The sequence below is a fragment of the Nocardia sp. XZ_19_231 genome, assembly GCF_015355705.1.
In the GTDB taxonomy this organism is placed as follows: Bacteria; Actinomycetota; Actinomycetes; order Mycobacteriales; family Mycobacteriaceae; genus Nocardia; species Nocardia salmonicida.
On the sequence record NZ_JACUZI010000005.1, the window covers coordinates 326,500 to 349,284 of the forward strand.

A 22,785-nucleotide genomic window follows, 5' to 3' on the forward strand; every position below is an offset into this window, starting at 1 on the left:
ACTATGGTCCGCGTCGGGCTGCCTGCGTGGCAACGACGCGGGTTCACCTTCGGTGGCCGTCGGTGAAGCCCGCCGGCCGAGCCTGCTTCGATCAGGGCGAGTCGAGCACGCTCGCCGGAACGCCATACGGGAGAAAGCGCACCCGACGGCGGTCGTCGGTATTGTCGCGGTGGGCGCGTAAGGCCTCCAGCTCGTCGGGAAAGACCTGGTCGATCCTGGCCTGACCGGCATCGTCGACGGTGTAGATCGCCCACACTCCGCTGCCGGTCTCGCCGGTGGTCTCGCCCTCGGGTGCCGTCGACTGTGGACGTTGAGGCTGGACGAACTGTCCGAGCAGTGAAGCCAGTGCGCCGACGCCGGCCTGATCTATCCGATCCAGGTAGCCGCCGGCCTTCCCGAACAGGTCGCTGAGCTCGGCGCCCGTCCCGCGCAGTGCGCGTTCGAAGTCTTCTGGATCGATGCCGAATGGCCCGGTATTTGCCATCGCGTGTCCTCCTGAGGACGAGTTGGCGTGTCTGTTCACAGTGTCCTCGCGAAATGGCTGCTTCGCCACGATGGCGCTCGACTGTCCGCGCGTCGCGTCACAGACATATCCGCGGGGCTCGTAGGTTGATCACAGCAGCCGTAGCACTTCCACCACGAGAAGGGGCTCACACGTTGTCGAATCATAAGTTCGCCGTCGCCGCCGGCATCCTCACCGCTTTCCTGGCCGCGGGCACCGTCTCCGCTCAACCATCGGCACCAATCCCTCAGCAGCATCACAGCGAGGTGGCCGGGAACGAAATCGGTAGCAAGTCTGCTCCCGAGGCGGCATCGGACGAAAACGCCGATGATTCCGGGAGCGAAGGCAAGGGGAAGGGCAAAGGCAAGAGTGAGGGTAAGGGCAAAGGAAAAGGCAAAGGCAAGAAGAGCGGCGACTGAGTACATGGGCGACAATCGCCGCGAAAGCTCGGCAGGTGCTGGGCCGTGGGAGGCGGATCGATGACCGCAATCGGGTTGGTCTTCACCGGAGTGGCTGTGCTGCTGCACGGCTACATCTTCGTGATGGAGTCACTGCAGTGGACGGCGCCGCGGACGCGGGCGACGTTCGGGATGTCGGCCGCGGACGCGGAGGCCACCAAGGAAATGGCTTTCAATCAGGGGTTCTACAACCTTTTCCTGGCCGTTGTCGCGGCGATCGGGATGGGGTTCACCGCGTTCGGCGACAAGGGAATCGGGCTGGCGCTGGTGCTGGCCGGGGCCGGCTCGATGGTGGCGGCGGGTGTGGTGCTGCTGGCGTCGTCACCAGGTAGGGCGCGTCCGGCACTGATCCAGTTGCTTCCTCCGCTGATCGGTTGTGTCGCCTTGGTGATCGCCCGGCTCTGAGCGCGGTCGGTATTCACCCTGCGGCTGTCCCCGTCATGGGATCTGCGCTGTGTCGGGGACGAGGACGATGCGCACGCCCTGGGTGAGTACCGAGGTCGCGGTGAGCCCGAACAGTGTTCGGAAGGTGTCGCTGAAATGGCTGGCCGAAGCGAACCCCGCGTCGGCCGCGGCGCGGGTCAGATCGACGCCCTCTGCGACGGCACCTGCGACCGACAACAGCCGTGCCCACAGGCGATAGCGCCGGAAACTGGTCCCGGCGTCGGCCGAGAAGAGGTGCAGGAAACGGGAAGTGGAGATCCCGAGGTCGGCGGCCAGTTCGGCGGCCCCTGCCTGCCCGGCGGGATCGTCGACGATCGTGTTCATCACCGCTCGGATCCGTTCATCGATCGTCGCCGGTGCCTCGGGGCCTGCGATGATCCGGCGCAGCTCTCGAGGGTCTGGTGGGTCGGGCCGATTCAGATAGGCGGTCAAGGTCGCTTCATCGCGGTGTCCCGCCGCTACAGGCGTCGGCGGTTCCCTCATCGCGGCTCGCAGGCGGGCAGCCGCCGCCGAGCGGGGATCGAGATAGTAGAACAGGACGCGTCCGACGGATTCGAGTTTGTGGGCCGTGCGCGCTGGAATCAGCACGCTGCGCCGCCGACGCTCACCGTCGGACGTGCGCACGGTGAGCATCTCGTCGACGCCGAGAACGAAGCACTGAACCGGTGTCGAATGCGTGTCCAGTTGGAACGACGGGCCCAGGAACGCCGCGTGCCCCTGCCAGAGCCACAGGGTGCGCTCGCCCGGTTCGACTGTCATAGGCGTGATCATCGCAGTAGACCTGCCGTGTACGAGCATGTCAGGCGACACCGAGCACCAGCGCGGCGCCCACGAGCTCGACCACGCAGTAGAACCAGATCGGATAGAAGCGAACCTCGCTGTCGACCAGCCTCGAGATGACGCGGCCACCCGCCATCCCGGCCAACGCGAACCCCACTGTCAACGCTGCCCCGGTCCGCAATTCGTCGGCACCGAACGCCGACCAGAACAACACCCCTGCCACAGCCAGGCCGAAACCGCCGTACACGGCGCGAATCTCTGACCGGCCTGCCGCTGTCGGCGCCGACAATCCGAACGGCCGCACCAGCGCGGCAGGGGCGGCCAGCGCATACAGCCCCATCCCCACGAACAGCACACCGACAATGCAGAGCACAACGGTTCTCATCGACTTACCACCACCGAGCGCTCCTGCTCGACAGCGCGGTCATCCCGTAGTAGCGCGGCGCCGGCTCCGAGCACTACCAGGCCCGCGACGTCGACAGCTGCCACACGCATCAACCCCGGGCCGACCGAACCGTCGGCGATGACCAGGGCGAGAAAGCTGGCGAAGCTGATCGCGTTGGCGCGTATCGCGATCGGTCGCAGCGCGGGGCGAAAGACCGCTACCACCAGACCGGCACCTATGACGGCGAACAGTACGGCCCGATGCCGCAGCACCACCTCGAGATCGGGCCCTGCCGGAGTTATGCCGTAGGCCGCGTACATTCCCGTCGGTGCGATCGCACCGAGGGCGGGTGCGGTATTGAGCAACCCCACGGCCGCCAACAAGGCCAGCCCAGCATGTCGTCGCATGATTTCTCCTCGGATCGACGTCTGACGATCCTCACACCCGGTGCGACGCCGACGCTTCCGAAAACCTGCTAGGGCTGGTGATCGGGCGGTTCAGCCGTCGAGCAGGTGCGGTAGGCCCGCACGGAAGCGATCGGCGTCTATGGCTTTGGCGGCAGCGAACGCCGGGAGGGAGACCAGCGGGAAGATCTGGGCGCGGGGGCTCGGGTCGTCGGCGGAATCGAGGATGGCGTTGGCGGCGGCGCGACCGGATTCGTTGGCACCTTCCATGGTGGCCAGGTCGATGTGGTTGCGGACGTGGTCGCCGCCGAAGTAGAGATTGGGTATTGCGCAGTGCGCGTCGGGGCGATGGTCGTAGGAGCCGACCGTGTTGACCAGCAGCGGGGTCTGGTTGTCGATGGCGCCGCCCGACCAGGTGATGCCGGGGTCGAGGTGCCAGGAATGGATGTCCTCGTCGCGGAGCCAGTCGGTGCCGGTGTTGAGCCAGGCTTTGAGCTGGGCCCAGGTCTCGGTGGCGATTTCGGATGCGCTGCACTCCTTGGCGGTGCGGCCGAAGTGGATTCCGGGGGTGTCCCAGTCGGAGATGTCGACAGAGAGGCATTCCAGCACCGAGCCGTCGCCGTAGGTGGCGGGGAAATCGCCCACCCACATGGGGGCTTGGCGCAGGGCGGTGAGTGCCCAGGGGGAGCCGAGTGCGGCGATGTGTCCTTCGGGGATATCGGTCGTGCGACGCAGGTAGAACTGGATGCCGACCATCCAGTCGGTGACCAGATTCCGCATGCCGCCCAGGCGCGGATCGGCGTCGATGATGTCGTTGTCGAGGAGATCGACAACGCGGTCGACCGGCATGGCGCACAGATAGTGGTCGGCTGTCACCGTCGTGGTTCCGCTCGTTCCGCGCACCGTCGCCGAGGCGATGCGGCCTCCGGCCATCTGCAACGCGGCGAGCCCCTGCCCCATGACGAAGCGGACACCGAGCGAGTGCAGGTGCCCGACCCACGGATCGATCCACGCGATGTTGGTCGGGCGGTTGAGGATACGGTCGACGCCGCCGGAGAACTGCGGGATCGTGCCGGACGCGGCGAGGACGAGTGCTTCGCCGATCGTGCCGATGGTGCGGGCCGAGCTGGTCTGTGGTTTCGCGGCGACGGTGATCCGGGTGAGCGCGTTCACCAGGTACTTCCGGTACGCGGGCGACTTCCCCTCGGCCTGCATGATCTGTTCCCAGGTTACGTATTCCCACTGGCCGAAGCGCCGTTCGGTGCTGGAGGTGAACCACACGAGCATCTGTTTGGCGAAGAACGCCAGCTCGTGCGGCGGTAGGTCGGGGATGAAGCCGAGCGCGCCGATGATGCTGTTCTGCACCACCTCCGGCGTGATCTGGCTCAGTCCACCGAGCTCGACCGGCGCGAAGATCGGCGGGAGGTCCTGGAACCCGGCGACCGTACCTTCGACCCGCACCAGGTTGTCGCGCACGCCGTTCGGATTGCCGGGGAACGGGATTCGACTCATCGTGTCGGGTACGTGCTGATAGCAGCCGGGGAAGAAGCGGAATCCGTGCTCACCCGGCAGTTCCTGGCGACCGGGCGACGCCGTCCCCGGCACACCCATGCTGCGCGCCTTGCCGCCGAGGAACGCGGGTTCGTAGACGGTGACGTCGTATCCGCGCTCGGCCAGTTCGTGAGCCGCGCTCAGACCGGCCATGCCGCCACCGAATATCGCCACCGCCCTACCGCCGAAGCGCAATAGTGGTGAGCGCCGCACGCCCGGAGCGGCGGCAGCGCTCGGAGCGGCGACGGCTAGTGCGGCTCCGGCGACGAGTCCGGCGCGCAACGCGGTGCGCCGGGTGATCGGTGCTGACAACGGTGTCGGCTGATCAGGCATGGTGTTCTCCTGGACCTGCGATGGTGAGGGTGGAGCGCGGCGCGGACGGTGCCGCGTCGTGTGGTGTGGTGCCACGCAACGTTGTTCGCGTGGTGCGCCATTCGCTGGTCGAGTCACGGATCTCGCGCGCCACGTCGGTGAGGAGGGCGGGCAGATGCGCTCGTTGATGGCGCAGCGCGCGGACCATGAGACCCAGCGCGCGGGACGGGGTGTACAGCTCGGCGGGCCGGTGGGTGCGGGAGAAGATGCCCGCGGTGATCCGCGCCAGTTCCGGATCGTCGGCGGCGGTGCGGTAGAGCTCGATCTCCAAGGGCCGCATCGTCTCACCGCGTGCCAGCCGATTGGTCCAGTGGAAGATCTCGCGGCACTCGATGACGCGACGGCGCTCCCACGCCGCCAGTGCCGCGTCGAGTGCGCGCGGGTCATCGAGAACGTCGGCGACCGATTCGGCAAGGGTGCGTCCGTAGTGCAGTGCGTCGCGGATGCCCTGCGCGGTGACCGGATCCTTGAAATGCCCGGAGTCGCCGGGTAGGGCCCACCCGGGGCCCGCGGAGCGCCGGAAGTACGAGGCGATGCCGGTGGCCGAACGGACCCTGCCCACCCGCTCACAGTCGCTCAGCCGGTCGGTCAGGTCCGGAATCCGGGCGAGAGCCTCGGTGTAGCGGCGTTCGGCCTCGCCGGGGCCGCGTCCGGGTTCGTTGACCGAAGGCGGCTGCACCAGGCTGAGCACCAGGCCGTCATCGCACGGGAAGGCTGTGCCGAGGTCGGCGCCTACCCGCCACTGGGCGGCGATGTGGCGGTGGGCGTCGGCGGTGTCGCGCCAGTACGCGAAGTAGCAGTCGCGCCCGCTCGGCACGGTCAGAAACGGTTGCTCGGCGCCCACCGCGCGGGCGATGGTACTGCGGCGTCCGTCGGCGCCGACGACCAACGGGGCGCGGATCTCCACGATCCGGCCCGCGGCGTCGAGATAACGCACACCGGCGCAACGGTTTTCGTCCCACAGCACTGAGGTGACCCGGCAGCGTGCCCGCACCTCGGCGCCGGCGGCTACCGCCGTGCCCAACAGTGCGGCGTCGAGCCCGGTGCGACGCACGCACATCGCATAGTCGATGCCGTCGACCGGGGGAAAGGGGGAGCCGATACCGTACCCGGCCCCCTGTGCGTAGGCCCTCGTCAGGCGCGGCGCACCGAGCGCTTCGACTGCCGCCAACATGTCGAGGCGCTGAAGTTCGGCCAGTCCACCAGGCCAGAGCAGGTGGGTGGACAGCGTGTCCGAGGGCAACGTGGCGGCGTCGAGTACGACGACGTCGTGCCCGGCCCTCGCCAGGATCGCCGCGGTGGCCGATCCCGCGCAGCGCGCACCGACCACGACGACGTCGGCCCGTTCGACCGTGGTGGCAGGGGAATCGACCATGGGAACCACCTCGGTCACTAAGTCTCGGACAGTGTGTCCGATTGATGATGAGGCGGGTCGCTGACAGGTGTCAATAGCGAACCTGGACAGGGGGATTGCCGTCGCCTGGACCCCGCCGACGCGGCGGCCCGCGGCGCTGCGGGCACAATGGGCACATGGTCAATGCCAGCGCACGAGCTGCTGCCTCGGCGACGGATCGCCGATGCCCTCGCTGACCCGTGTCCCGCGATCGGCGCGCAAACCCGCCGACGATCGGCGGGCCGAATTCGAGCGTCGTGTACTGGCCGCGGTCGAAGACCTGCTCGCCGACGGAACACCGTTCACCGAGATCGCCGTGCAGAAGATCGCCGCGGCTTCGGGGTCGGCCAGGTCCACCTTCTATCGCTACTTTCCGGACAAGAGCAGGCTGCTGATCCGGATGGCCGAGCTGGCCACCACCGATCTGTTCGCGGCGGCGGAGATGTGGTGGAGTGCCGAGCACACCGATCAGCAGGCCGGGGTCGTCGGTGCCATGCGCGCGATGATCGGCGGTTTCCGTGATCATCGCTATCTGTTGCTCGCCCTCACCGAAGTCGGCTCCTACGACCGGGAAGTCGGTGCTTACTGGCGTTCGAGGGTGGCGACTTTCGCCGAACTGGTGCGCGCGCGACTGGAAGCCGAACAGCGCGAGGGCCACATCGCACAGCGGCTCGACCCCCGGGCCACCGCACTGGTTCTCACGTCGATGGTCGAACGCACGATCTCGGTCGCTTTCGCCGTCGAAACCGGTATCGGCGAGGAGGAATTGGCCGATTCGCTCGGACGCGCGATCTGGCTCGTCATCTACGGTGACGCGCCCTAGTTCGGGCTTATCGCGTGGACTCCGTCGTTCGTCGAGCCGGCCCCCGGCGACGCGCGGCAGGAGCGAAGCTCGCGGCTTCGGTGGTTGCGGGGCGTCGCCGGAGGCGTCGGATTCCTGGCATCGAGACCTCGTCAGCGCCGTATCGCGCGGACGGCGGGATCGGGCGCGAACGAGGTCAAGCCGACCTCGCGGTACTTGCCGACCAGTTGCTGATACTTGCGGCGATTACGTGCCATGGGGGAGTCGGTGACTGCCGCGGGCAGCCGGGCGAAGGCGATCCGCAGTATCGCGCTGAGGAGCCGGAATTCCCGATCGTGGCGGCTGGTCCACGTGATCGGCATCTTCGCGCGGACCTCGGGATGCATGACGCCGCAGCCGAGGATCATCGCGACATGGCCGAGGATTGGCGCGCTCAGCCGCCACAGCGGTTCGGTGACGGCGGGGAGGAAATACGGTCGCACCGAGCTTCGCACCTCGCTGGTGGCGGCCTCGAGCGCCGGGGTCACGCGCAGCTCGGCGACCATCCGGTCGTAGTGGGCGACCAGCTCGGTGTAGTCGGCGATGGGCGCCGAATTGCCCGGCAGGTGCAGCCCGCTCGTCTTGTGGAGGTACTGCTCCCAGATCGCCTGGTTGTCCGCCGCCGACGGTGTGTCACCGGTGAGCACCACGTAGGCGCTGCGCTGGACGAAGAAGGTGGAGTAGAGGATCCAGTTCCACGCGTGCGGGTTGAGTGCGGAATAGCGCTCGCCGTCGGGGCCGACGCCCTTGACGTCGCGGTGCAGCAGCATCAGTCGGCGGGACTCGGCGTCGCGATCGACGTCCTCGCCGTGGTAGATCAGCTGGTCGGCCGCGGCGGTGCGGACCGCGCGTCCCCATGGCTCGTATCGGGAACGCCCGGTCGCCTCGAGTGCCGCCGAGACCGGTGGCAGCATCGGCTGATCGAACAGTCCGACGCCGAACAGGCTGAACAGGACAGAGCCGCCGACGCGCTCGAATCGTTCGACGGCAGCGTGCGATTCGAGCGCCGAGGCTGCGACATTGTCGGCACGCAGTTCCTGGTGTGGCACGGGACAGGTCATCGGTGAACTCCTTTGTTCCGCCGTTGGGGGCTGTGTCGTGTCGAGCCCGCCAACACTGGTTGTGGTGCTGCACGGCACCACAACGTGTGTGGTGTCAGAGTGCACCAGAATTGCCGGATGGTCAAGAGTCCTTATCCACTACTCTGGTGCACTACAGCTCCACAACCACGGCTGCGGTGGCGGGCATCGGAACGGAGGCGATCGAGCGCATGCGTGAGCAAGCTGATGTCGCGGCGGCGCCGCGCGCCTACGGCGGGGTAGCAGCCGACGAGCGCCGATCCCGCCGCCGTGGCGCGCTGGTCGACGCCGCGCTGGACTTGCTCGCCGAAGGCGGTGCGCCCGCTGTCACCAAGCGAGCGGTGTGCGCCAGGGCCAGGCTCAACGACCGCTACTTCTACGATCACTTCACCGACCGCGACGCATTGCTCACCGCGCTCGTCGAAGAGCACACCGAACTCGGCATCGTCGCGGTGGTGACCGCGGCCCACGAGGCCGCCCCTGACCTCCACAGCCAGGTCTACGCCGCCGCCGACGCGGCCATCGGGTTTCTGCTGGCCGACCCCCGCCGACAGGCCCTGCTGCTCGACGCGCACAGCACCGAGGCGTTGCAAGCGGCGCGGCTCACCACTCAACACGCGATCGCCCGGGCCATGTCGGCGGTCGGCCGCGAACTGGTCGCCGAATCGGTCGTCGATCCCCTCGACTCCGACATGGCCGCCTACGCGGTCGTCAGCGGAACTCTCGAGCTGGTCGCCGCGTGGATGCGCGGGGAATTCGCCGCCACGCGAGAACATCTCACCGATCTCATCGCCCGACTGCTGCTGCTCACCGACAACTCGGGGGTTCTGCAGGTCGCGGGCGTGAAGCCGACGGACTGACGCTCCGGCGTCGAGGCGAACCGCGCGTCGTCGGCGCTGCCTACTTCGTAAGTACCGGCGCTGCCAACGGTCGATCGAGAAGACGACGAGAGCGCAGCGCGTATAGGACGATGAAGGCGTGAATGCTCCTGCGCCCGGACCTGTCTTCGATGTCATCGCTGTGTTGAACGGAGCAGTGGACCTTCAGTCCTATCCGCGCCGCAATCTGGTGTTGAGCTCGCCGCAGACCGGTGGCTTCGTATTCGGCTCGGCCGCCTACCAGCGCGCGATCTTCGAACCGGTCGTTCACCTGCTCAACGGCGTCGAGATGCTCGAAAACCAGGGTTGGCAGCTGGTCAGCGTGGTCGAACGCAACATCGACAACGTGTACTACATGCTCGCGTTCATGCGCCGGACCTGAGAGGCATCATCATCGGGTTGGTCGAGGAACTTCGCTGACAGGCAGGCCTAGGCGCTGGGGTCGGGTGACGTGCCGGAGTCGGGCGACGGCGCTGTCACCACCTCGCCGGTATCGGGATCATCGACCTCTGGTTCTCGTCCGGTGGCCGCGTCGATCTGTTCGCCGATATAGCGGATGACCACGGCGATCATCGCGACCACCGGTACCGCGAGGAAGGCGCCGGTGATGCCGTAGAGCGAGCCGCCCGCGGTGACGGAGAGCAGCACGATGACGGCGTGCAGCTCCATGCTGCGGCTCTGGAGGACTGGTTGCAGCACATTGCCTTCCAGCTGCTGCACCGCGATGACAATGCCCAGCACGATCAGTGCTGTGGTCGGTCCGTTGCCCACCAGTGCGACTAGGACGGCGAGTGCGCCGGCGACGAAAGCGCCGACCATCGGGATGAATCCACCCATGAAGGTGATCACCGACAGCACCAGCGCCAGGGGAACATCGAGGATGAACAGTGCCGCGCCGATGAGAACGGCGTCGACCATGCTGACGATCGCCTGGGTGCGGATGAACCCACCCAGGGTCGCCCAGACTCGTGCCAGGACGGCTTCGACGTGGCGGCCGCTGCGGTTACCGAACACCCCGTGCATCCAGGGCAGGAAACGGGGGCCGTCCTTGAGGAAGAAGAACACCAGCACCAAGACCAAGAACACGGTGATCAGGACCGAGGTGGCGGTAGACACGCCGGTGAACACACCGTTGGCGATCTGCGCACCACTGGATTGGAGCCGTCCGACGATCGCTTCGACCGCGGAATCGAGTTGCTCGTCGCGGATGCGGAACGGTGGTCCCTGGATCCAGTCGCGTACTTGGTTGACCCCGTCGGTGGCCTTGTCGGCGAGCTGAGGTGCTTGATCGCCCACCGAGGGCACGATCAGCGCGACGACCCCGGCCAACATTGCGACGAATGTCAGCAGGGTGATCGAAGCGGCCAACGCGGGCCGCAGCTTCTGCTCGGTCAGCCAGCGGGTCGGCGGCCACAGGATGGTGGTCACCACGATCGCCAGCGCGACAGGCAGGATCACCACCCAGAGCCGAGCGGTGATCGTGCCGAGTACCCACGCTCCCGCCGCGATCGCCACGATGCACAGCGACCATTTCGCCAGCCACAGGACCCCGCCGCCGATCACGTCCCCGCGATCACGCGACGCTTTTCCGTTCGGTTGCGCCCCACTGGATTTCTTCACCGACCCGCTCACGTCGCTAGTCTGGCACGCCCGTCGGGTCTGCGGTGCCCCGACCGATCGACATGGCGCCCGAATCGGGCAGCGACGGCGGTCGGATTCGGTGACGCCGGTAGTTGTCGGTGCCACGGCATAGCGTTGCGTCCATGTCGGAAACCATCACCGTCGGCGGCATCACCATCGATACCGACGACCCCGCCGAACTAGCCGAGTTCTGGTGCGCCGCACTCGGTTACACAGTCCTCACGGACTCCGCGGACTACGTCATGATCACCCCGCCCGGCGTCGGTTTCGGGGAGGGGCGCTATCTCGCGTTCCAAAAGGTTCCCGAGGCGAAGGGGGCCAAGAATCGGGTGCATATCGATTTCCAGACCACAACCCGCGCTGCGGAGGTCGCCCGGCTGACGGCCCTCGGCGCCACGGCCCTCGGCGAACACTCGCTGCCCGGTTTCGGATGGACCGTGTTGCAGGACCCGCACGGCAACGAGTTCTGCGTCGTCGCCGCCGAGAGCTGATCAGAATGGCGTGCTGTGCAAAACGGCAGCGCGTGCACCGGATCAGTGTGTCGTCGAGGGCGGCTCGGCCTCGGCGCGATCGAGTTCTTCGTCGAGCGCGATGGCGGCGGCGATCAGGGCCAGATGGGTGAAAGCCTGGGGGAAGTTGCCCAGCTGCTCGCCCGACGGGCCGATCTCCTCGGCGAACAGGCCGACGTGATTGGCATAGGTGAGCATCTTGTCGAAGGCGTAGCGGGCCTGTTGCACGCGGCCGGTCCGGGCGAGGGCTTCGACATAGAGGAAGCTGCACAGGTTGAAAGTGCCTTCGGTGCCCTGCAGGCCATCGGGTGCCGCCTCGGGGTCGTAGCGGTAGACCAGGCTGTCGCTGACCAACTCCTTGTCCATCGCGTCGAGCGTGCTCAGCCACATCGGGTCGGTGGGGGACAGGAATCCCATCCGGGGCATGAGCAGCAGCGAGGCGTCCAGTACCTCGGTGGCGTAGTGCTGGACGAAGGCTCGGCGCTTCTCGCTCCAGCCACGATCGATGATCTGTCGGAAGACCGCGTCGCGCTCGGCGGTCCAGCGAACCACGTCGGCGGGCCTGGCGTTCTCGGTCGCCATGCGGATGCTGCGGTCGAAGGCCACCCAGGTCATCAGTCGGCTGTAGGTGAACTCCTGGCGGCCGCCGCGGGTTTCCCAGATGCCCTCGTCGGGACGGTCCCAGTGGTCGGCGAGCCAGTCGATGAGGCCGGTGAAGGTCCGCCAGCCGGCGATGGCGGCCATATCGGTTGCCTGCGCCAGCGCGTCGGCGGCCTCGCCGTAGATGTCGAGCTGGATCTGGTCGGCTGCGCCGTTGCCGACCCGTACCGGCGCCGAGCCCCGGTATCCCTCCAGATGAGGCAGGATTATTTCGTCGAGGTGTGGGTCACCGTCGACGCGATACATGATCTGCAACGGTTCGCCCGAGGCGGTGCCGCCCGCTTCGACCCGTTCGCGCAGCCAGCGACGAAAAGCGTAGGCCTCCTCGGTGAAACCGAGGTCGACCAGCGCCCGCACCGACAACGAGGCATCCCGAATCCAGGTGTAGCGATAGTCCCAATTGCGTTCGCCGCCGATCTGTTCGGGCAACCCCATGGTGGCCGCGGCGATCGGCGCGCCACTCGGGGCGTAGGTGAGCAGTTTGAGGGTGATCGCGGACCGGTTGACCATGTCCCGCCACCGCCCGCGGTAGGTGGACGAGCGCAACCACGTCTGCCAGAAGCGACGGCACTGGTCGAATTCGTGGGCGATCGCCTCCCACATCGGTGCCGACGTGACCTCCGCGCCGGCGGGGGCGGTGGTGAGCACGACCGCGGCTCGCTCACCAGCGGACAGGGTGAACCGCGCGGTGATGTCGGCGCCGTCGGGGTGCAGTGCGATCGGGTCGGTGGCCTGCAGATGGAGATCGGCGTCGGCGGAACGGAAGACGGCGGTTCGTTCGTCGACTCGGTCGAGGGTGTGGGTGGCGCGCGCGTAGTCGAACCGAGGGCGGCACTCGAGGGCGAACGTCAAGGTTCCGCGCACCACTCGTGCGACTCGCACCAACCTGTGCCGGGTGGCGGGTTCGGTGCCGCGAATCGGTTCCATGAAGTCGGCGACCTCGCCCACTCCGTCGGGCCCGGAGAACCGCGTCAACAGGATCGCGGTGTCGGGCAGGTACAGCTGCCGCACAGTCACCGCGCTGTCGGCGGGTTCGACGGCGAGCGAACAATGTCCGCCCTTCTCGCTGTCGAGCAGCGAGGCGAACAGGCTCGGCGAATCGAACCGGGGCGCGCACCACCAGTCGATGGTTCCGGCGGCCGATACCAGGGCTGCGGTCTGCAAATCGCCGACGATGCCGTGCTCGTCGATCGGCGGGTACGTGTTCACGAACGCTCCTCGCCTCGGACCGCCGTTCGTGCGGTCGGCGAGTTTCAGCCAACCAGCGAACGTCGGCGCCGACCTCATCCGGAACGGGTGAAACCCGATGCCAGGTCGGCGCCGGTGAAAGCCGCATGTCGACAGATCGGCCCCGAGGTTGGCGCGTTCGGCAGGAGGTTGGCGCGTTCTGTCCTTGTCGTGGCCGCGAGGGGATTCAAGACTTACGTTCAAATGGTCGGTGTCTGAACAATAGGAGGCTGCGGTGTCGGTTACAAGGGAGAGCGCCACCGCCTACGTGATTTCCGCGCTGGAGGCGAAGGGGACCGCGACCCGGGACGATTTCGATGTCGCCGGGATAGTCGCTGCGTTCCGGGACATCATCGACGGATGGGATTTCCGCCTGTTGGAGCGGGAAACATTCTGGCAGATCGCCTCGACCTACCTCAGGACGTAAGGGGCCGGGTCTGGTGGGAATCCGATGACCAGCGCCGGGCTGCCCTGCGCAACGAGCCCGCATCGGAGTAGCCGAGGAGCTCGGCTTGCCTGGCGCCGTTGAGTGACCCCGTGGAGACCGCTTGAGACAGGCGCGCACTGCGGGCCCGATCCAGTTCGGCCCGCCAGGTCGTGCCCGATTCGGTCAGCCGTCGCTGCAGGGTTCGAGGGCTGACGGTGAGGATCCGGGCGACGCTGTGGAGGGAAACCTCCCCAGCCTCGATAGCTTGGTCCAGGGCGTCGGCCACTCGTCTCGGCCAGGCGGAGACGAGAGTCGGCGGGGGCGCCAGCGCGGCGGCCAGCGGTTGCAGGACCGCGGCCAGTACCGGATCGGCGGTGGTCAGCGGCAGTTCCAGGTCTGTAGTGCGAAAGGTCATCGAATCGGTGGGTGCGTCGAATTCCAGCGTGGCGGAACCGAATACCGCACGGAAACCTTCGACGTGCGCGGGCGCGGCCTGGCGCAGCGAGACGCGCACGGGGTTCACCGGGGCGTCGACGACGCGGCGCGCGCGGCTCAGGACGGCCGATAATCCCCACAGTTGGGTGTGGTCGCGTCCCCGGCCTTCGCCATCGAGAATGTCGAGGTAGAGGGTGGACTCTTCTTCGGTCTCGGCGACCAGGTCGAACCGGTGATTGGTGGTGACTGCGGTGATGTAGGGACCGCAGGTGGCCAACCCGGAGCCCAGCGTCGGGGCGGACGCGAACAGGTAGTCGTATAAGCCCAGGCTGGACAGCTCGTAGCGCTGGGCGACCTGCAGGGCGACATCCGCGCCGAGACGATATTCGCCGACCTCCCACAGCCGGGAGAACGTCGCACTGGGAAGGTGCACGTCATTGCCGGTCATCGACCAATCCGGGACCCCGGTGTCGCGAATCAGCTGCGCACGATCCAGCCCGGCTGCGCCGAACTGGGAAATGACGAAACGGTGCAGCAAACTCTGATCGGTAGCCATGACGTCTCCTCGGGGCAGCATGCCGATCTGCGAGCGGTCGCGGCTTCATCAGCTGCAGACATTGCCCGACGGGGAGAGTCCGTCGAACGTTTGTCGCTTCGAGATCGGCACCTCGTGTTTGATCCGGTTCTACCAGTTCCGCGCTGGTGGCGAAAGCCTCCGTCACCAGCGCAACAATGGTGGGCGGATTCGGAAACTAGCGGCAAGGTCGTTACAAATGGAGCTTGCCCGTCATCGAGAAAGCTGGCTCATGACCGCAGAACTGTGCCGCCTCACGGTCCGTGTGGACACCGGTCGATGGAGCGAAACCGTGCTCACTGAGGTCGATCTCGTCGTGCCTGCCGGTCGGATCACCGCCGTGCTCGGCGGGCCCGGCGCCGGAAAGACGATGGTCGGCTCGGCGCTCACGGGACGATTGCCCGCCACGGCGCAGTACCAGGGGCGCGTCTTGATCAACGGCGAGGCCCATCGAGGCCTTGGACCTGCTCCCACATCAACATTCAGGAGGTCAGATCCAGCGAGCCGCACTCGCCGCCCGCGCTGGTGCCCGCTCCGCCCCGGCTTCGCCGACCACACGGTGATTCTGCACGCCGGGCGGGTCGTCGCCTCGGGGACGACCGCGGAGCTGACCAACTCGACAGACGCGTTCGTGCAGACCCTTCTCGGATCAGGCTTCTGACGTTTCGGCCGGTATGCGAACAGCTCGGTTGCTGGGCGCATCGACGAAAACGCGTTCCAAGAGGGCGTAGAGGCAGTCCCGGTCTCGGTCGCTGAGCTTCTTCAGGCCGTCTTGCGTGGCGTGCATCCTCGCCCGGATCGTGTCGGTGACACGCTCGCCCTCGGGCGTGATGACGAGATTGGTGACGCGCCGGTCGGATGCGCTGGTCTCGCGGCGCACGAGGTCACGCTTCTCCAGCCGGTTGATGATCCCGGTGACGTTGGAAGCGTCGCAGGCCAAGTTCTCGGCCAGGGCGCGCATCGTGACAGGCCCTCGGCGCAGCACGGTCAGTGTCTTGCCCTGGCTGGCGGTGAGGTTCTCACTCGCCGCGGCGGCGGTGAAGTCCCCGTAATAGACGCCGAGCGCCACCGAGAGCAGCTCCATGAGCTGGGCTCTATCGATGCGTGGAGCTTCTTCCATACGAACCAGCTTATCCGTAGAAACTTGACTATCTCAAATATCTGCCTCTAGCGTGTGGGTATTGCTTGAAGTTCTCAACCATCGATGTTGTCAAGTAGCTCTGAGGAGTATGCAGTGATCGTCACCCCGTCCGAGACCACCCGCACGGCCGAAATCCTGTCGCGGCCCGTCACGCTGAACGGTCTGACCGTCCCGAACCGCATCGTGATGGCGCCGATGACACGCATGTTCTCGCCGGGCGGTGTTCCCGGTGACGATGTGCGGTCGTACTACGCCCGTCGCGCCGCCGCCGGTGTCGGCCTGATCGTCACCGAGGGAACCTACGTCGGCCACCAGTCGGCCGGGCAGAGCGATCGTGTGCCGCGGTTCCACGGCGAGGAGCAGTTGGCGGGGTGGGCGAAGGTTGTCGAGGACGTCCACGCGGCGGGCGGCACCATCGTGCCGCAGCTGTGGCACATCGGCATGGTCCGCAACCAGGGTGACGAGCCCTATGCCGACGCGCCCGCCGTCGGCCCTTCCGGCATCCGCGTCGACGGCACCGAGGGCCTGGGCAAGGCGATGACCCAGCGTGACCTGGACGACGTCATCAGCGCCTTCGCCGAGGCTGCCGCGGCGGCCGAGCGCATCGGCTTCGACGGCGTCGAACTGCACGGCGCGCACGGCTACCTCCTCGACCAGTTCCTGTGGGCACGGACGAACCGCCGCGAGGACGCCTACGGCGGCGACGCGGTGGCCCGGACACGGTTCGCCGCCGAGATCGTGGCAGCAGTCCGGTCGGTCGTCTCGCCCGAGTTCCCGGTGATCTTCCGCTACTCGCAGTGGAAGCAGGAGGCCTACGACGCGCGGCTCGTCGAGTCCCCGCAGGAGCTGGAGGCGATCCTGGCCCCGCTCGCCGCGGCCGGTGTAGACGCCTTCCACGCCTCCACCCGCCGCTACTGGCTCCCGGAGTTCGACGGCTCGGACCTGAACCTGGCGGGCTGGACCAAGAAGCTCACCGGCAAGCCGACTATCACCGTCGGTTCGGTCGGCCTCGACGGTGACTTCCTGCGCGCGTTCTCGGGCCAGGGCGCCGAGCTCGGCAGCCTGGACAACCTCCTCGACCGCATGGAGCGCGACGAATTCGACATGGTCGCCGTCGGCCGCGCCCTTCTCCAGGACCCGGAGTGGGCGTCCAAGGTCCTGGCGGGGCGGATCGACGAGGTGAAGCCGTACAACGGTGCGGCGCTGAAGACTCTCAGCTGAGCGACTCGACGTCGAGCCGCGCGCGGCGGTGCCGTCAGCCTGTGACGGCGCCGTGCGCAGCCGAGCTGACGAGCTTGCGGTACTTGGACAGCACCCCCGAGGTGTACCTGGGTGGGAGCGGTTCCCAGCCGACCTTGCGCGCGGCGAGTTCGCTCTCGTCGATTTCGACGTCGAGAATGCGGTTGGCGACGTCGAGGACGATCGGGTCGCCGTCGCGGACGAAGGCGATGGGCCCGCCGTCCACGGCTTCGGGTGCGACATGGCCCACGCACAATCCGGTCGTGCCGCCGGAGAATCGGCCATCGGTGAGCAGCAGCACGTCCTTGCCGAGGCCGGCGCCTTTGATCGCGCCGGTGATGGCGAGCATCTCGCGCATGCCGGGCCCGCCCTTGGGTCCCTCGTTGCGGATGACGACCACGTCACCGGCCACGATCGTGCCGTCCTCGAGGGCGTTCATCGCACTACGTTCCCCGTCGAACACCCGAGCGGTGCCGCGGAAGACATCGGAATCGAAACCGGCGCTCTTCACCACGGCGCCTTCGGGTGCGAGCGAGCCGTGCAGGATGGTGAGTCCGCCCGTCCGGTGGATCGGCCGATCGAGCCGCCGGATCACGTCGCCGTCGAGGCCGAGTTCGATATGGGCGAGGTTCTCGGCCATGGTCGCGCCCGTGACCGTCATGACGTCGCCGTGCATGAGACCGGCGTCCAACAGGGCTTTCATCACGACGGGGATGCCGCCGACTTTGTCGACGTCGTTCATGACATAGCGACCGAAGGGCTTGAGATCGCCCAGGTGCGGCACCTTGTCACCGACTCGGTTGAAGTCGGCGAGCGTGAGGCCCACACCGGCCTCACGGGCGATGGCCAGTAGATGCAGCACCGCGTTGGTCGACCCGCCGAGCGCCATGACGACCGTGATGGCGTTCTCGAACGCCTCCATCGTCATGATGTCGCGGGCCGTGATTCCCTTGCGCAGCAACCCGACGACGGCCTCACCGGACTTCTCCGCGTAGTCGTCACGGCGACGGTCGGGGGCGGGCGGTGCGGCCGAACCGGGCAGGCTCATCCCGAGTGCCTCGGCTGCCGAGGCCATCGTGTTGGCCGTGTACATGCCGCCGCACGCGCCTTCGCCCGGACAGATCGCGCGCTCGATGCGATCGACCTCCGCCGGGGTGATCAGCCCCTTGATGCAGGCGCCGACCGCCTCGAAAGCGTCGATGATCGTGACGTCCTTGCCGTCGATATTGCCGGGCAAGGTCGAACCCGCGTAGAGGAACACGCTCGCCAGGTCCAGACGCGCGGCGGCCATCAGCATGCCCGGCAGGCTCTTGTCGCAGCCCGCGAGCAGAACCGAACCGTCGAGGCGCTCTGCCATCATCACGGTCTCGACGGAGTCGGCGATGATCTCGCGGCTGACCAGTGAGAAATGCATCCCCTCGTGCCCCATCGAGATGCCGTCGGACACCGAGATCGTGCCGAACTCGAGCGGGTAGCCGCCCCCGGCGTGGACGCCGCGCTTGACCGCCTTGGCCAGTCTGTCGAGCGACAGATTGCACGGGGTGATCTCGTTCCAGCTCGAGGCCACACCGATCTGCGGTTTGACCCAGTCCTCGTCACCCATGCCGACAGCGCGAAGCATGCCGCGGGCGGCAGTTTTCTCTAGCCCGTCGGTGACATCGCGGGAGCGCGGCTTGATGTCGACGGGCTGTTCGGTGTCGTGTGCCATAGTGCAAGCCTACGAGCCCTGCTCGCGAAGTCGCCACGACGGCGCCGCTGTGATCGATGCGGGTCTACCCGACAGCAAGGGAGGACGTCTAAGTCCCGATAGCGCCCAGGTCCGCGGGACCTCGGGCATTGGCGATGGAACTGACTGTCGCGGTAGCGAATACGCCCTTGCGGTCATACATCGCCGCGGTCCCGACCGCGATCCCGTCCTGGGTCATCCGGTCCAGCCCGACCAGCCCCGCTTCCTCCCCTTCCGGAAGCCGGGTCAAGGTCAGCGTGGCATCGGCATTGATGTATTCCAGGCCGTTGCTGCCGAGATTGGTGACCACATTCGTCACATCGGCCAACCCCGCGACGAACTGGAAAGGAGTCGGTTGCTCGCCGACGACGACCGCGATCGGACGGTGCCATATTCCCGTGCGTGCGGTGTTGTGATGGGTGCGAGCATCAGGGGTCCACCCCCGTTCCTCGCTGAAGTACACCCGATCCTGATCGGGTGAAGGTTCCCGGTCGGTCGGCGGAGGGTCCGCGATGGTATCCGGCGACCAGCAGATGCCATCCGGTGTCGGTCCGGGGCGCAGGTACAGCGCGCTGGCACGCGCGACGGGTCGGTCGTCTTGGATCAGAATCGCGTCGAACAAGGACAACCGGCGGCCGTCTCGCACCACCTCGACGCGAGTTGTGCAGGGACGCATGAACACTGGGCGAAACAGGTCGAGCGTCCACCGCGCCGGTCGCAAGTCGGTCCGCTCGTGAACGATCGGTTCCCGTTCCACCGCGCGCGCCAGCACCGCTCCGACGGCCATACCGCGCAACTGCCCACCGATCCACCCACTGCTCGCCTCGGGTTCGGGGTGAAGGATTTCCGTGCGATCGGTCGGATCGGATTGTGCGCGAAAGAATGCATGGCTCACCGGCGGACTCCTTGGACTCGGGCAGTCTCGCCTGATGCGCGGCATCGGTGGCACGCGACCGACAGATGCCCCAGATCTGAGAGTCGGCGATGGATCAATGATGCCTCGGTCGAAAGTGGGCGGCCACTCGGCTGGGGAAGATCACAGAGGTGAAGTGTGCGCTCGTCGGCACGTCGAAATCGGTGCGGTTAGGCTCGGATATGGCCCACCGTTCCATTGTTCTCGGTGCGATGCTCATCGTGATGTCGTTGCTCAGCGCGTGCAGTGTGTTCGGCCGGGAGGAAAACGATCCGCCCGCCGCGCGTGACGCGGATGTGTTGGTGTCGATCGTGGAGTCGTCGTGGTTCCTACAGACCGAACGAATCGGGAGTCAACGGCTGCCTTTTTTCGAATTGCGGCGTGACGGTACGGTTTTCACCACAGCCGACGATGGCGCCGAGGAAAGCATGTTCGGCGTGTACTGGGCTCGGCTCACCGAAGAAGGCATCGAGCAGGTTCGTAGGTGGTTCGACGACCTCTCCTTCAACGATGCCCATTACCGGGAGTCATCACCGCCCACGGACCAGCCGACGACGACGGTGTACGCGAACTTCGGTCGCCCGGTCGGCGTGTCGGTTTACGGCTTGGATACCGAGTCCGGTGCGCACTCGGCTAATCGCGAGGTCCGCAGATTGGCCGGCGTGATCGATCGTTTGCGAGCTCTGCCCGCCGACGAGCAGCTCACCGTGCAGCGCCGCGCGCCGTACACCCCGGCCGCCCTCGATCTCTCTTTCCAGCCCGCGGTGCCAGAGGAGGACAAGCAGTTGCCCGCGCCGATCAGATGGCCGTTCGCGATCCCGCTGACGCAACGCGCTCTTGGTGTCGGCGGCTACGGGACGGTGCTGTGCGCCACGGTCGACGGCACGGAAGCAGCCACGATCATCGAACTCATGGCCGGACACGACGAGGACGCCCCACCCCATTGGTCGACCGGGGCGACACCGGGATCCGGACAACCCACCTCGGTCTTGGTGACGGCGAACGCGCTGTTACGCGGTCGATCCGGTTGCAGCACGGCAGGACCCGCCCCGGCAACGTCGACTCACGTTGTCGTAGAGCCACTCCAGGACGTAGTACTCGCCGATCCGGCAGCCTGGAAAGGCCGCTACCCGGCCGAACGGTTCACTACCGCGGCCCGCCTGGAACTCTATGCGGCGGTGCCGATCCTGGTCCGCGAACTCCAGACCAGGCAAGCAGTCGAGGACGCGAACGCCACCAGCGACAGCACCGAGTTCCGCGTGCCGACCGGATCGGACCTCTCCTGGTACGACTACCGATTCGTGGCCGCCGAAGTGGACGGCGCCCGCTATCTCGACCTCGAGGCGCGCTACGAGGGCATGGCTCCCGATCCGTGGGAGCCGCCGACTTGGCACGCCCGGATCGCCCTCGCCACCGAGACCGTCACCGAACTCGACCTGCGTTGACCGTCGTAGTCGGGTGTCGAATCCACACATCGGGTTCCATATAGACCGCGATGCCATGGTGCCTCACCCGGCCCGGCGGGGTCGCGCGAATTCAGGTCAGTTCGATCGGCCCGCGAAGTTGGCGGGCCACGGCGCTGAACCAGCCGAGGTGGTAGCGCCCGCCCTCGACGTCGAACCGGGAGCGCAGTTCGTACCAGCGCAGCCCGGGGTGCCGATGGTGCACGTCGTGCAGGTTGAAGCTGAGCGCGAAACATTCGAGCCCACGGGGGAGCCGCAGATTCATTGCGGCTCTGGGTAATTCGAGATCGGTACCGTAGTGGTAGGCGTTGTCCGACAGCGAGATGATCAGCGCGCGACATCCGATCGCGGCGAGCAGCATCCAGCCGTGTGCACCGTAGGCGAGGAATGCGGCGGTGTGGACGACGACGATCGCGGCGGCGTCGGTGCGCAGCCGTCCCAGAACCACCGGCTGAGCGATGCGTTCGAGCACAAGACCGCCGACCGAATCCGGTGCATCAACCCAGCGTCCCAGCGCCCGAATGGCACGCTCGGGCATCGGCGCGAGGAGCAACGCCATCACTTCCAACAAATACAGACCCCCGAACAACTTCAGATAGAACAGCAGCACCGCAGCCTGTCTGCTGGATTTCGTCGGATCGTAGACCTCGCTGCGTTCACGGACCCGGCTGTAGCGATGGTGCAGCAGGTGGCCGACTTTCAGCATCGCGAACGGCGACCCGTACACCACCGCCAGAATTCGTCCCATCCGGTCGTTGCGTGTCCGGCTACTCAGCAGCGACCCGTGAATGGACTCGTGGATCAGTGACCAGAACGGGGTGGTGGTCAGCGTGAGCGGTACCAAGATCCAGCCCCACGCGGGGTTTCGCGGAAGCAGTACCAGCGGGAGGACGAACAGCTGGGTGGCGCCGATTGTCAACGCCAGCACGAGGAGTCCGACATTCACCAGGTCGCCGCCGACCGTTCGCGGCAGATCGGAGGGGCGCGGGGTGCGAGTTCGAGTCATGCTGCAGCGTCGCTTCGGGTAGATCAGGCAAACTCCGCCCTCATCCTGTCACCCACCGGATGCGTGACAGGCCCGCGAACCTGGTGTTCGCCCACAATTCAGCGCGGATGCACCGGCGTCACCGGAGTGCTAGGAGCTCTGCTGATCGGGTTCGATATCCAGCAGGAGCGGGAACCAGCTGAGGGTCCATGCGGCCACTGCGGTCGATGCCAGCACGTGGACCAGATAGATCGTGCCGATCAGGCCGATGCCGTAGTCGCGCATCCAGGCGCCGAGCGGAATCAGAGCCAGCAGGTCGAGGCCGAGCATCAGTATCGAGACGAGCAGGGCGGGCGCTGCCCACGACGGTGGGCCGGACTCGGCTGGAGCGCCGGAATCGGCCGTGGCCTGGGTAGGCGGGGCGTCGAGCGGGTTCTCGTTGACCATGTTGTCCTCACGGGCAAAGCCGGTATTGCGGCTGGAGCGGTCGACACCGCGTCGTGTGCGTCCGATGACGGAATGCTGCGTACTCGCTGATCTGTCAGGTATTCGAGGTCGCAGACGGCCCGGATCGGCGCTCGAGGTGAAAATTTCGGCATCCGCAATCGATGGGCAACAGGAAGAGGACGAAGTCGGGATGGTCGGCGGATGTGCAGCCGGAGCCAGGCGTACGAGCGCCCGTCGTTGTTTCCCCTTCTACTGTATACACGATTCCGGGCCCTCATGAGGCCTTAATTCTTGGTCCATAATCGCTCGCG

25 protein-coding genes are annotated in these 22,785 nt (G+C 66.8%); 10 read left to right on the top strand and 15 right to left on the bottom strand.

Annotation, left to right across the window (positions count from 1 at the left end; genetic code table 11):
* Positions 1-91: 91 nt before the first annotated feature.
* Entirely contained in the window at positions 92-484 is a 393-nt protein-coding gene (locus IBJ82_RS23520) for a hypothetical protein (protein WP_194828129.1), read from the bottom strand.
* Between the two features lie 173 nt (positions 485-657).
* Here IBJ82_RS23520 and IBJ82_RS23525 point away from each other — a divergent pair, with 173 nt between their 5' ends.
* Both IBJ82_RS23525 and IBJ82_RS23530 read left to right on the top strand, forming a co-directional pair.
* Entirely contained in the window at positions 658-921 is a 264-nt protein-coding gene (locus IBJ82_RS23525) for a hypothetical protein (RefSeq protein WP_194828130.1), read from the top strand.
* Between the two features lie 60 nt (positions 922-981).
* Positions 982-1,365, top strand: a complete 384-nt coding sequence (locus tag IBJ82_RS23530) for a DUF1304 domain-containing protein (RefSeq protein WP_194828131.1) — start codon at positions 982-984, stop codon at positions 1,363-1,365.
* A 33-nt stretch (positions 1,366-1,398) separates the two neighbouring features.
* On the opposite strand, the gene IBJ82_RS23535 is transcribed toward IBJ82_RS23530, so the two are convergent.
* From IBJ82_RS23535 to IBJ82_RS23555, 5 genes are all read right to left on the bottom strand, one after another.
* Positions 1,399-2,163: an AraC family transcriptional regulator gene (locus IBJ82_RS23535; RefSeq protein WP_194828132.1), complete on the bottom strand. Its 765-nt coding sequence runs from the start codon at positions 2,161-2,163 to the stop codon at positions 1,399-1,401.
* A gap of 40 nt (positions 2,164-2,203) precedes the next feature.
* Positions 2,204-2,569 carry a DUF4345 family protein gene (locus tag IBJ82_RS23540; protein WP_194828133.1) on the bottom strand — a complete coding sequence of 122 codons (366 nt, stop codon included), beginning with the start codon at positions 2,567-2,569 and terminating at the stop codon, positions 2,204-2,206.
* A complete protein-coding gene (locus IBJ82_RS23545) occupies positions 2,566-2,976 on the bottom strand; it encodes a phosphopantetheine adenylyltransferase (RefSeq protein WP_194828134.1) in 411 nt (136 codons plus the stop codon). The genes IBJ82_RS23540 and IBJ82_RS23545 overlap by 4 nt, the downstream gene beginning before the upstream one ends.
* Before the next feature lie 90 nt (positions 2,977-3,066).
* Positions 3,067-4,857 (bottom strand): FAD-dependent oxidoreductase, encoded by a 1,791-nt coding sequence (locus IBJ82_RS23550; RefSeq protein WP_194828135.1) that lies wholly within the window; start codon positions 4,855-4,857, stop codon positions 3,067-3,069.
* A complete protein-coding gene (locus IBJ82_RS23555; RefSeq protein WP_194828136.1) occupies positions 4,850-6,271 on the bottom strand; it encodes an NAD(P)/FAD-dependent oxidoreductase in 1,422 nt (473 codons plus the stop codon). The genes IBJ82_RS23550 and IBJ82_RS23555 overlap by 8 nt, the downstream gene beginning before the upstream one ends.
* Positions 6,272-6,473: 202 nt before the next feature.
* Between IBJ82_RS23555 and IBJ82_RS23560 the strand changes: the two genes are divergently transcribed.
* On the top strand, positions 6,474-7,112 hold the full coding sequence (locus tag IBJ82_RS23560) for a TetR/AcrR family transcriptional regulator (RefSeq protein ID WP_194828137.1): 639 nt from the start codon (positions 6,474-6,476) through the stop codon (positions 7,110-7,112).
* 131 nt (positions 7,113-7,243) lie between these two features.
* Here IBJ82_RS23560 and IBJ82_RS23565 read toward each other — a convergent pair whose 3' ends face one another.
* On the bottom strand, positions 7,244-8,191 hold the full coding sequence (locus IBJ82_RS23565; protein WP_194828138.1) for an oxygenase MpaB family protein: 948 nt from the start codon (positions 8,189-8,191) through the stop codon (positions 7,244-7,246).
* Positions 8,192-8,337: 146 nt separating this feature from the next.
* On the opposite strand from IBJ82_RS23565, the gene IBJ82_RS23570 reads away from it, so the two are divergent.
* Both IBJ82_RS23570 and IBJ82_RS23575 read left to right on the top strand, forming a co-directional pair.
* Positions 8,338-9,069, top strand: coding sequence for a TetR/AcrR family transcriptional regulator (locus IBJ82_RS23570; protein WP_194828139.1), 732 nt, complete (start codon positions 8,338-8,340; stop codon positions 9,067-9,069).
* 118 nt (positions 9,070-9,187) lie between these two features.
* Entirely contained in the window at positions 9,188-9,469 is a 282-nt protein-coding gene (locus tag IBJ82_RS23575) for a hypothetical protein (protein WP_194828140.1), read from the top strand.
* 47 nt (positions 9,470-9,516) lie between these two features.
* Here IBJ82_RS23575 and IBJ82_RS23580 read toward each other — a convergent pair whose 3' ends face one another.
* The gene (locus IBJ82_RS23580; RefSeq protein ID WP_194828141.1) at positions 9,517-10,719 is read right to left on the bottom strand and encodes an AI-2E family transporter; all 1,203 of its coding nucleotides are present in this window, start codon (positions 10,717-10,719) and stop codon (positions 9,517-9,519) included.
* A gap of 131 nt (positions 10,720-10,850) precedes the next feature.
* Between IBJ82_RS23580 and IBJ82_RS23585 the strand changes: the two genes are divergently transcribed.
* Positions 10,851-11,219, top strand: a complete 369-nt coding sequence (locus tag IBJ82_RS23585) for a VOC family protein (protein WP_194828142.1) — start codon at positions 10,851-10,853, stop codon at positions 11,217-11,219.
* Positions 11,220-11,261: 42 nt separating this feature from the next.
* Here the strand turns inward: IBJ82_RS23585 and IBJ82_RS23590 are convergent, their stop codons facing one another.
* Positions 11,262-13,106 (bottom strand): glycoside hydrolase family 15 protein, encoded by a 1,845-nt coding sequence (locus IBJ82_RS23590; RefSeq protein WP_194828143.1) that lies wholly within the window; start codon positions 13,104-13,106, stop codon positions 11,262-11,264.
* Between the two features lie 253 nt (positions 13,107-13,359).
* Here IBJ82_RS23590 and IBJ82_RS23595 point away from each other — a divergent pair, with 253 nt between their 5' ends.
* Positions 13,360-13,551 (top strand): hypothetical protein, encoded by a 192-nt coding sequence (locus tag IBJ82_RS23595; RefSeq protein ID WP_194828144.1) that lies wholly within the window; start codon positions 13,360-13,362, stop codon positions 13,549-13,551.
* Here IBJ82_RS23595 and IBJ82_RS23600 read toward each other — a convergent pair.
* Positions 13,541-14,542, bottom strand: a complete 1,002-nt coding sequence (locus tag IBJ82_RS23600; RefSeq protein WP_194828145.1) for an AraC family transcriptional regulator ligand-binding domain-containing protein — start codon at positions 14,540-14,542, stop codon at positions 13,541-13,543. The genes IBJ82_RS23595 and IBJ82_RS23600 overlap by 11 nt on opposite strands.
* 19 nt (positions 14,543-14,561) lie before the next feature.
* Between IBJ82_RS23600 and IBJ82_RS23605 the strand changes: the two genes are divergently transcribed.
* Positions 14,562-15,221 (top strand): ATP-binding cassette domain-containing protein, encoded by a 660-nt coding sequence (locus IBJ82_RS23605; protein WP_194828146.1) that lies wholly within the window; start codon positions 14,562-14,564, stop codon positions 15,219-15,221.
* Here IBJ82_RS23605 and IBJ82_RS23610 read toward each other — a convergent pair.
* Positions 15,210-15,644, bottom strand: a complete 435-nt coding sequence (locus IBJ82_RS23610; RefSeq protein WP_194828147.1) for a MarR family winged helix-turn-helix transcriptional regulator — start codon at positions 15,642-15,644, stop codon at positions 15,210-15,212. The genes IBJ82_RS23605 and IBJ82_RS23610 overlap by 12 nt on opposite strands.
* Before the next feature lie 150 nt (positions 15,645-15,794).
* Here IBJ82_RS23610 and IBJ82_RS23615 point away from each other — a divergent pair, with 150 nt between their 5' ends.
* Complete coding sequence (locus IBJ82_RS23615; RefSeq protein ID WP_194828148.1) at positions 15,795-16,922, top strand: NADH:flavin oxidoreductase; 1,128 nt, start codon at positions 15,795-15,797, stop codon at positions 16,920-16,922.
* Between the two features lie 34 nt (positions 16,923-16,956).
* Here the strand turns inward: IBJ82_RS23615 and ilvD are convergent, their stop codons facing one another.
* Both ilvD and IBJ82_RS23625 read right to left on the bottom strand, forming a co-directional pair.
* Positions 16,957-18,648 carry a dihydroxy-acid dehydratase gene (gene ilvD, locus IBJ82_RS23620; protein WP_194828149.1) on the bottom strand — a complete coding sequence of 564 codons (1,692 nt, stop codon included), beginning with the start codon at positions 18,646-18,648 and terminating at the stop codon, positions 16,957-16,959.
* A gap of 88 nt (positions 18,649-18,736) precedes the next feature.
* Positions 18,737-19,561: an acyl-CoA thioesterase domain-containing protein gene (locus IBJ82_RS23625; protein ID WP_194828150.1), complete on the bottom strand. Its 825-nt coding sequence runs from the start codon at positions 19,559-19,561 to the stop codon at positions 18,737-18,739.
* Positions 19,562-19,761: 200 nt separating this feature from the next.
* On the opposite strand from IBJ82_RS23625, the gene IBJ82_RS23630 reads away from it, so the two are divergent.
* Entirely contained in the window at positions 19,762-21,024 is a 1,263-nt protein-coding gene (locus tag IBJ82_RS23630; protein ID WP_194828151.1) for a hypothetical protein, read from the top strand.
* Between the two features lie 91 nt (positions 21,025-21,115).
* On the opposite strand, the gene IBJ82_RS23635 is transcribed toward IBJ82_RS23630, so the two are convergent.
* Both IBJ82_RS23635 and IBJ82_RS23640 read right to left on the bottom strand, forming a co-directional pair.
* Positions 21,116-22,048 (bottom strand): fatty acid desaturase, encoded by a 933-nt coding sequence (locus IBJ82_RS23635; protein WP_194828152.1) that lies wholly within the window; start codon positions 22,046-22,048, stop codon positions 21,116-21,118.
* 129 nt (positions 22,049-22,177) lie between these two features.
* Entirely contained in the window at positions 22,178-22,474 is a 297-nt protein-coding gene (locus IBJ82_RS23640; protein WP_194828153.1) for a hypothetical protein, read from the bottom strand.
* Between the last annotated feature and the right edge of the window lie 311 nt (positions 22,475-22,785).

Excerpts from the sequence above, each read along its gene's own strand:
- IBJ82_RS23540 (WP_194828133.1), bottom strand. The coding sequence starts at position 2,569 with ATGAGAACCGTTGTGCTCTGCATTGTCGGTGTGCTGTTCGTGGGGATG.
- IBJ82_RS23520 (WP_194828129.1), bottom strand. The coding sequence starts at position 484 with ATGGCAAATACCGGGCCATTCGGCATCGATCCAGAAGACTTCGAACGC.
- ilvD (WP_194828149.1), bottom strand. The coding sequence starts at position 18,648 with ATGGCACACGACACCGAACAGCCCGTCGACATCAAGCCGCGCTCCCGC.
- IBJ82_RS23640 (WP_194828153.1), bottom strand. The coding sequence starts at position 22,474 with ATGGTCAACGAGAACCCGCTCGACGCCCCGCCTACCCAGGCCACGGCC.
- IBJ82_RS23600 (WP_194828145.1), bottom strand. The coding sequence starts at position 14,542 with ATGGCTACCGATCAGAGTTTGCTGCACCGTTTCGTCATTTCCCAGTTC.
- IBJ82_RS23610 (WP_194828147.1), bottom strand. The coding sequence starts at position 15,644 with ATGGAGCTGCTCTCGGTGGCGCTCGGCGTCTATTACGGGGACTTCACC.
- IBJ82_RS23560 (WP_194828137.1), top strand. The coding sequence starts at position 6,474 with ATGCCCTCGCTGACCCGTGTCCCGCGATCGGCGCGCAAACCCGCCGAC.
- IBJ82_RS23535 (WP_194828132.1), bottom strand. The coding sequence starts at position 2,163 with ATGACAGTCGAACCGGGCGAGCGCACCCTGTGGCTCTGGCAGGGGCAC.
- IBJ82_RS23605 (WP_194828146.1), top strand. The coding sequence starts at position 14,562 with ATGCCGATCTGCGAGCGGTCGCGGCTTCATCAGCTGCAGACATTGCCC.
- IBJ82_RS23565 (WP_194828138.1), bottom strand. The coding sequence starts at position 8,191 with ATGACCTGTCCCGTGCCACACCAGGAACTGCGTGCCGACAATGTCGCA.
- IBJ82_RS23530 (WP_194828131.1), top strand. The coding sequence starts at position 982 with ATGACCGCAATCGGGTTGGTCTTCACCGGAGTGGCTGTGCTGCTGCAC.
- IBJ82_RS23635 (WP_194828152.1), bottom strand. The coding sequence starts at position 22,048 with ATGACTCGAACTCGCACCCCGCGCCCCTCCGATCTGCCGCGAACGGTC.
- IBJ82_RS23545 (WP_194828134.1), bottom strand. The coding sequence starts at position 2,976 with ATGCGACGACATGCTGGGCTGGCCTTGTTGGCGGCCGTGGGGTTGCTC.
- IBJ82_RS23585 (WP_194828142.1), top strand. The coding sequence starts at position 10,851 with ATGTCGGAAACCATCACCGTCGGCGGCATCACCATCGATACCGACGAC.
- IBJ82_RS23630 (WP_194828151.1), top strand. The coding sequence starts at position 19,762 with ATGGCCCACCGTTCCATTGTTCTCGGTGCGATGCTCATCGTGATGTCG.
- IBJ82_RS23555 (WP_194828136.1), bottom strand. The coding sequence starts at position 6,271 with ATGGTCGATTCCCCTGCCACCACGGTCGAACGGGCCGACGTCGTCGTG.
- IBJ82_RS23550 (WP_194828135.1), bottom strand. The coding sequence starts at position 4,857 with ATGCCTGATCAGCCGACACCGTTGTCAGCACCGATCACCCGGCGCACC.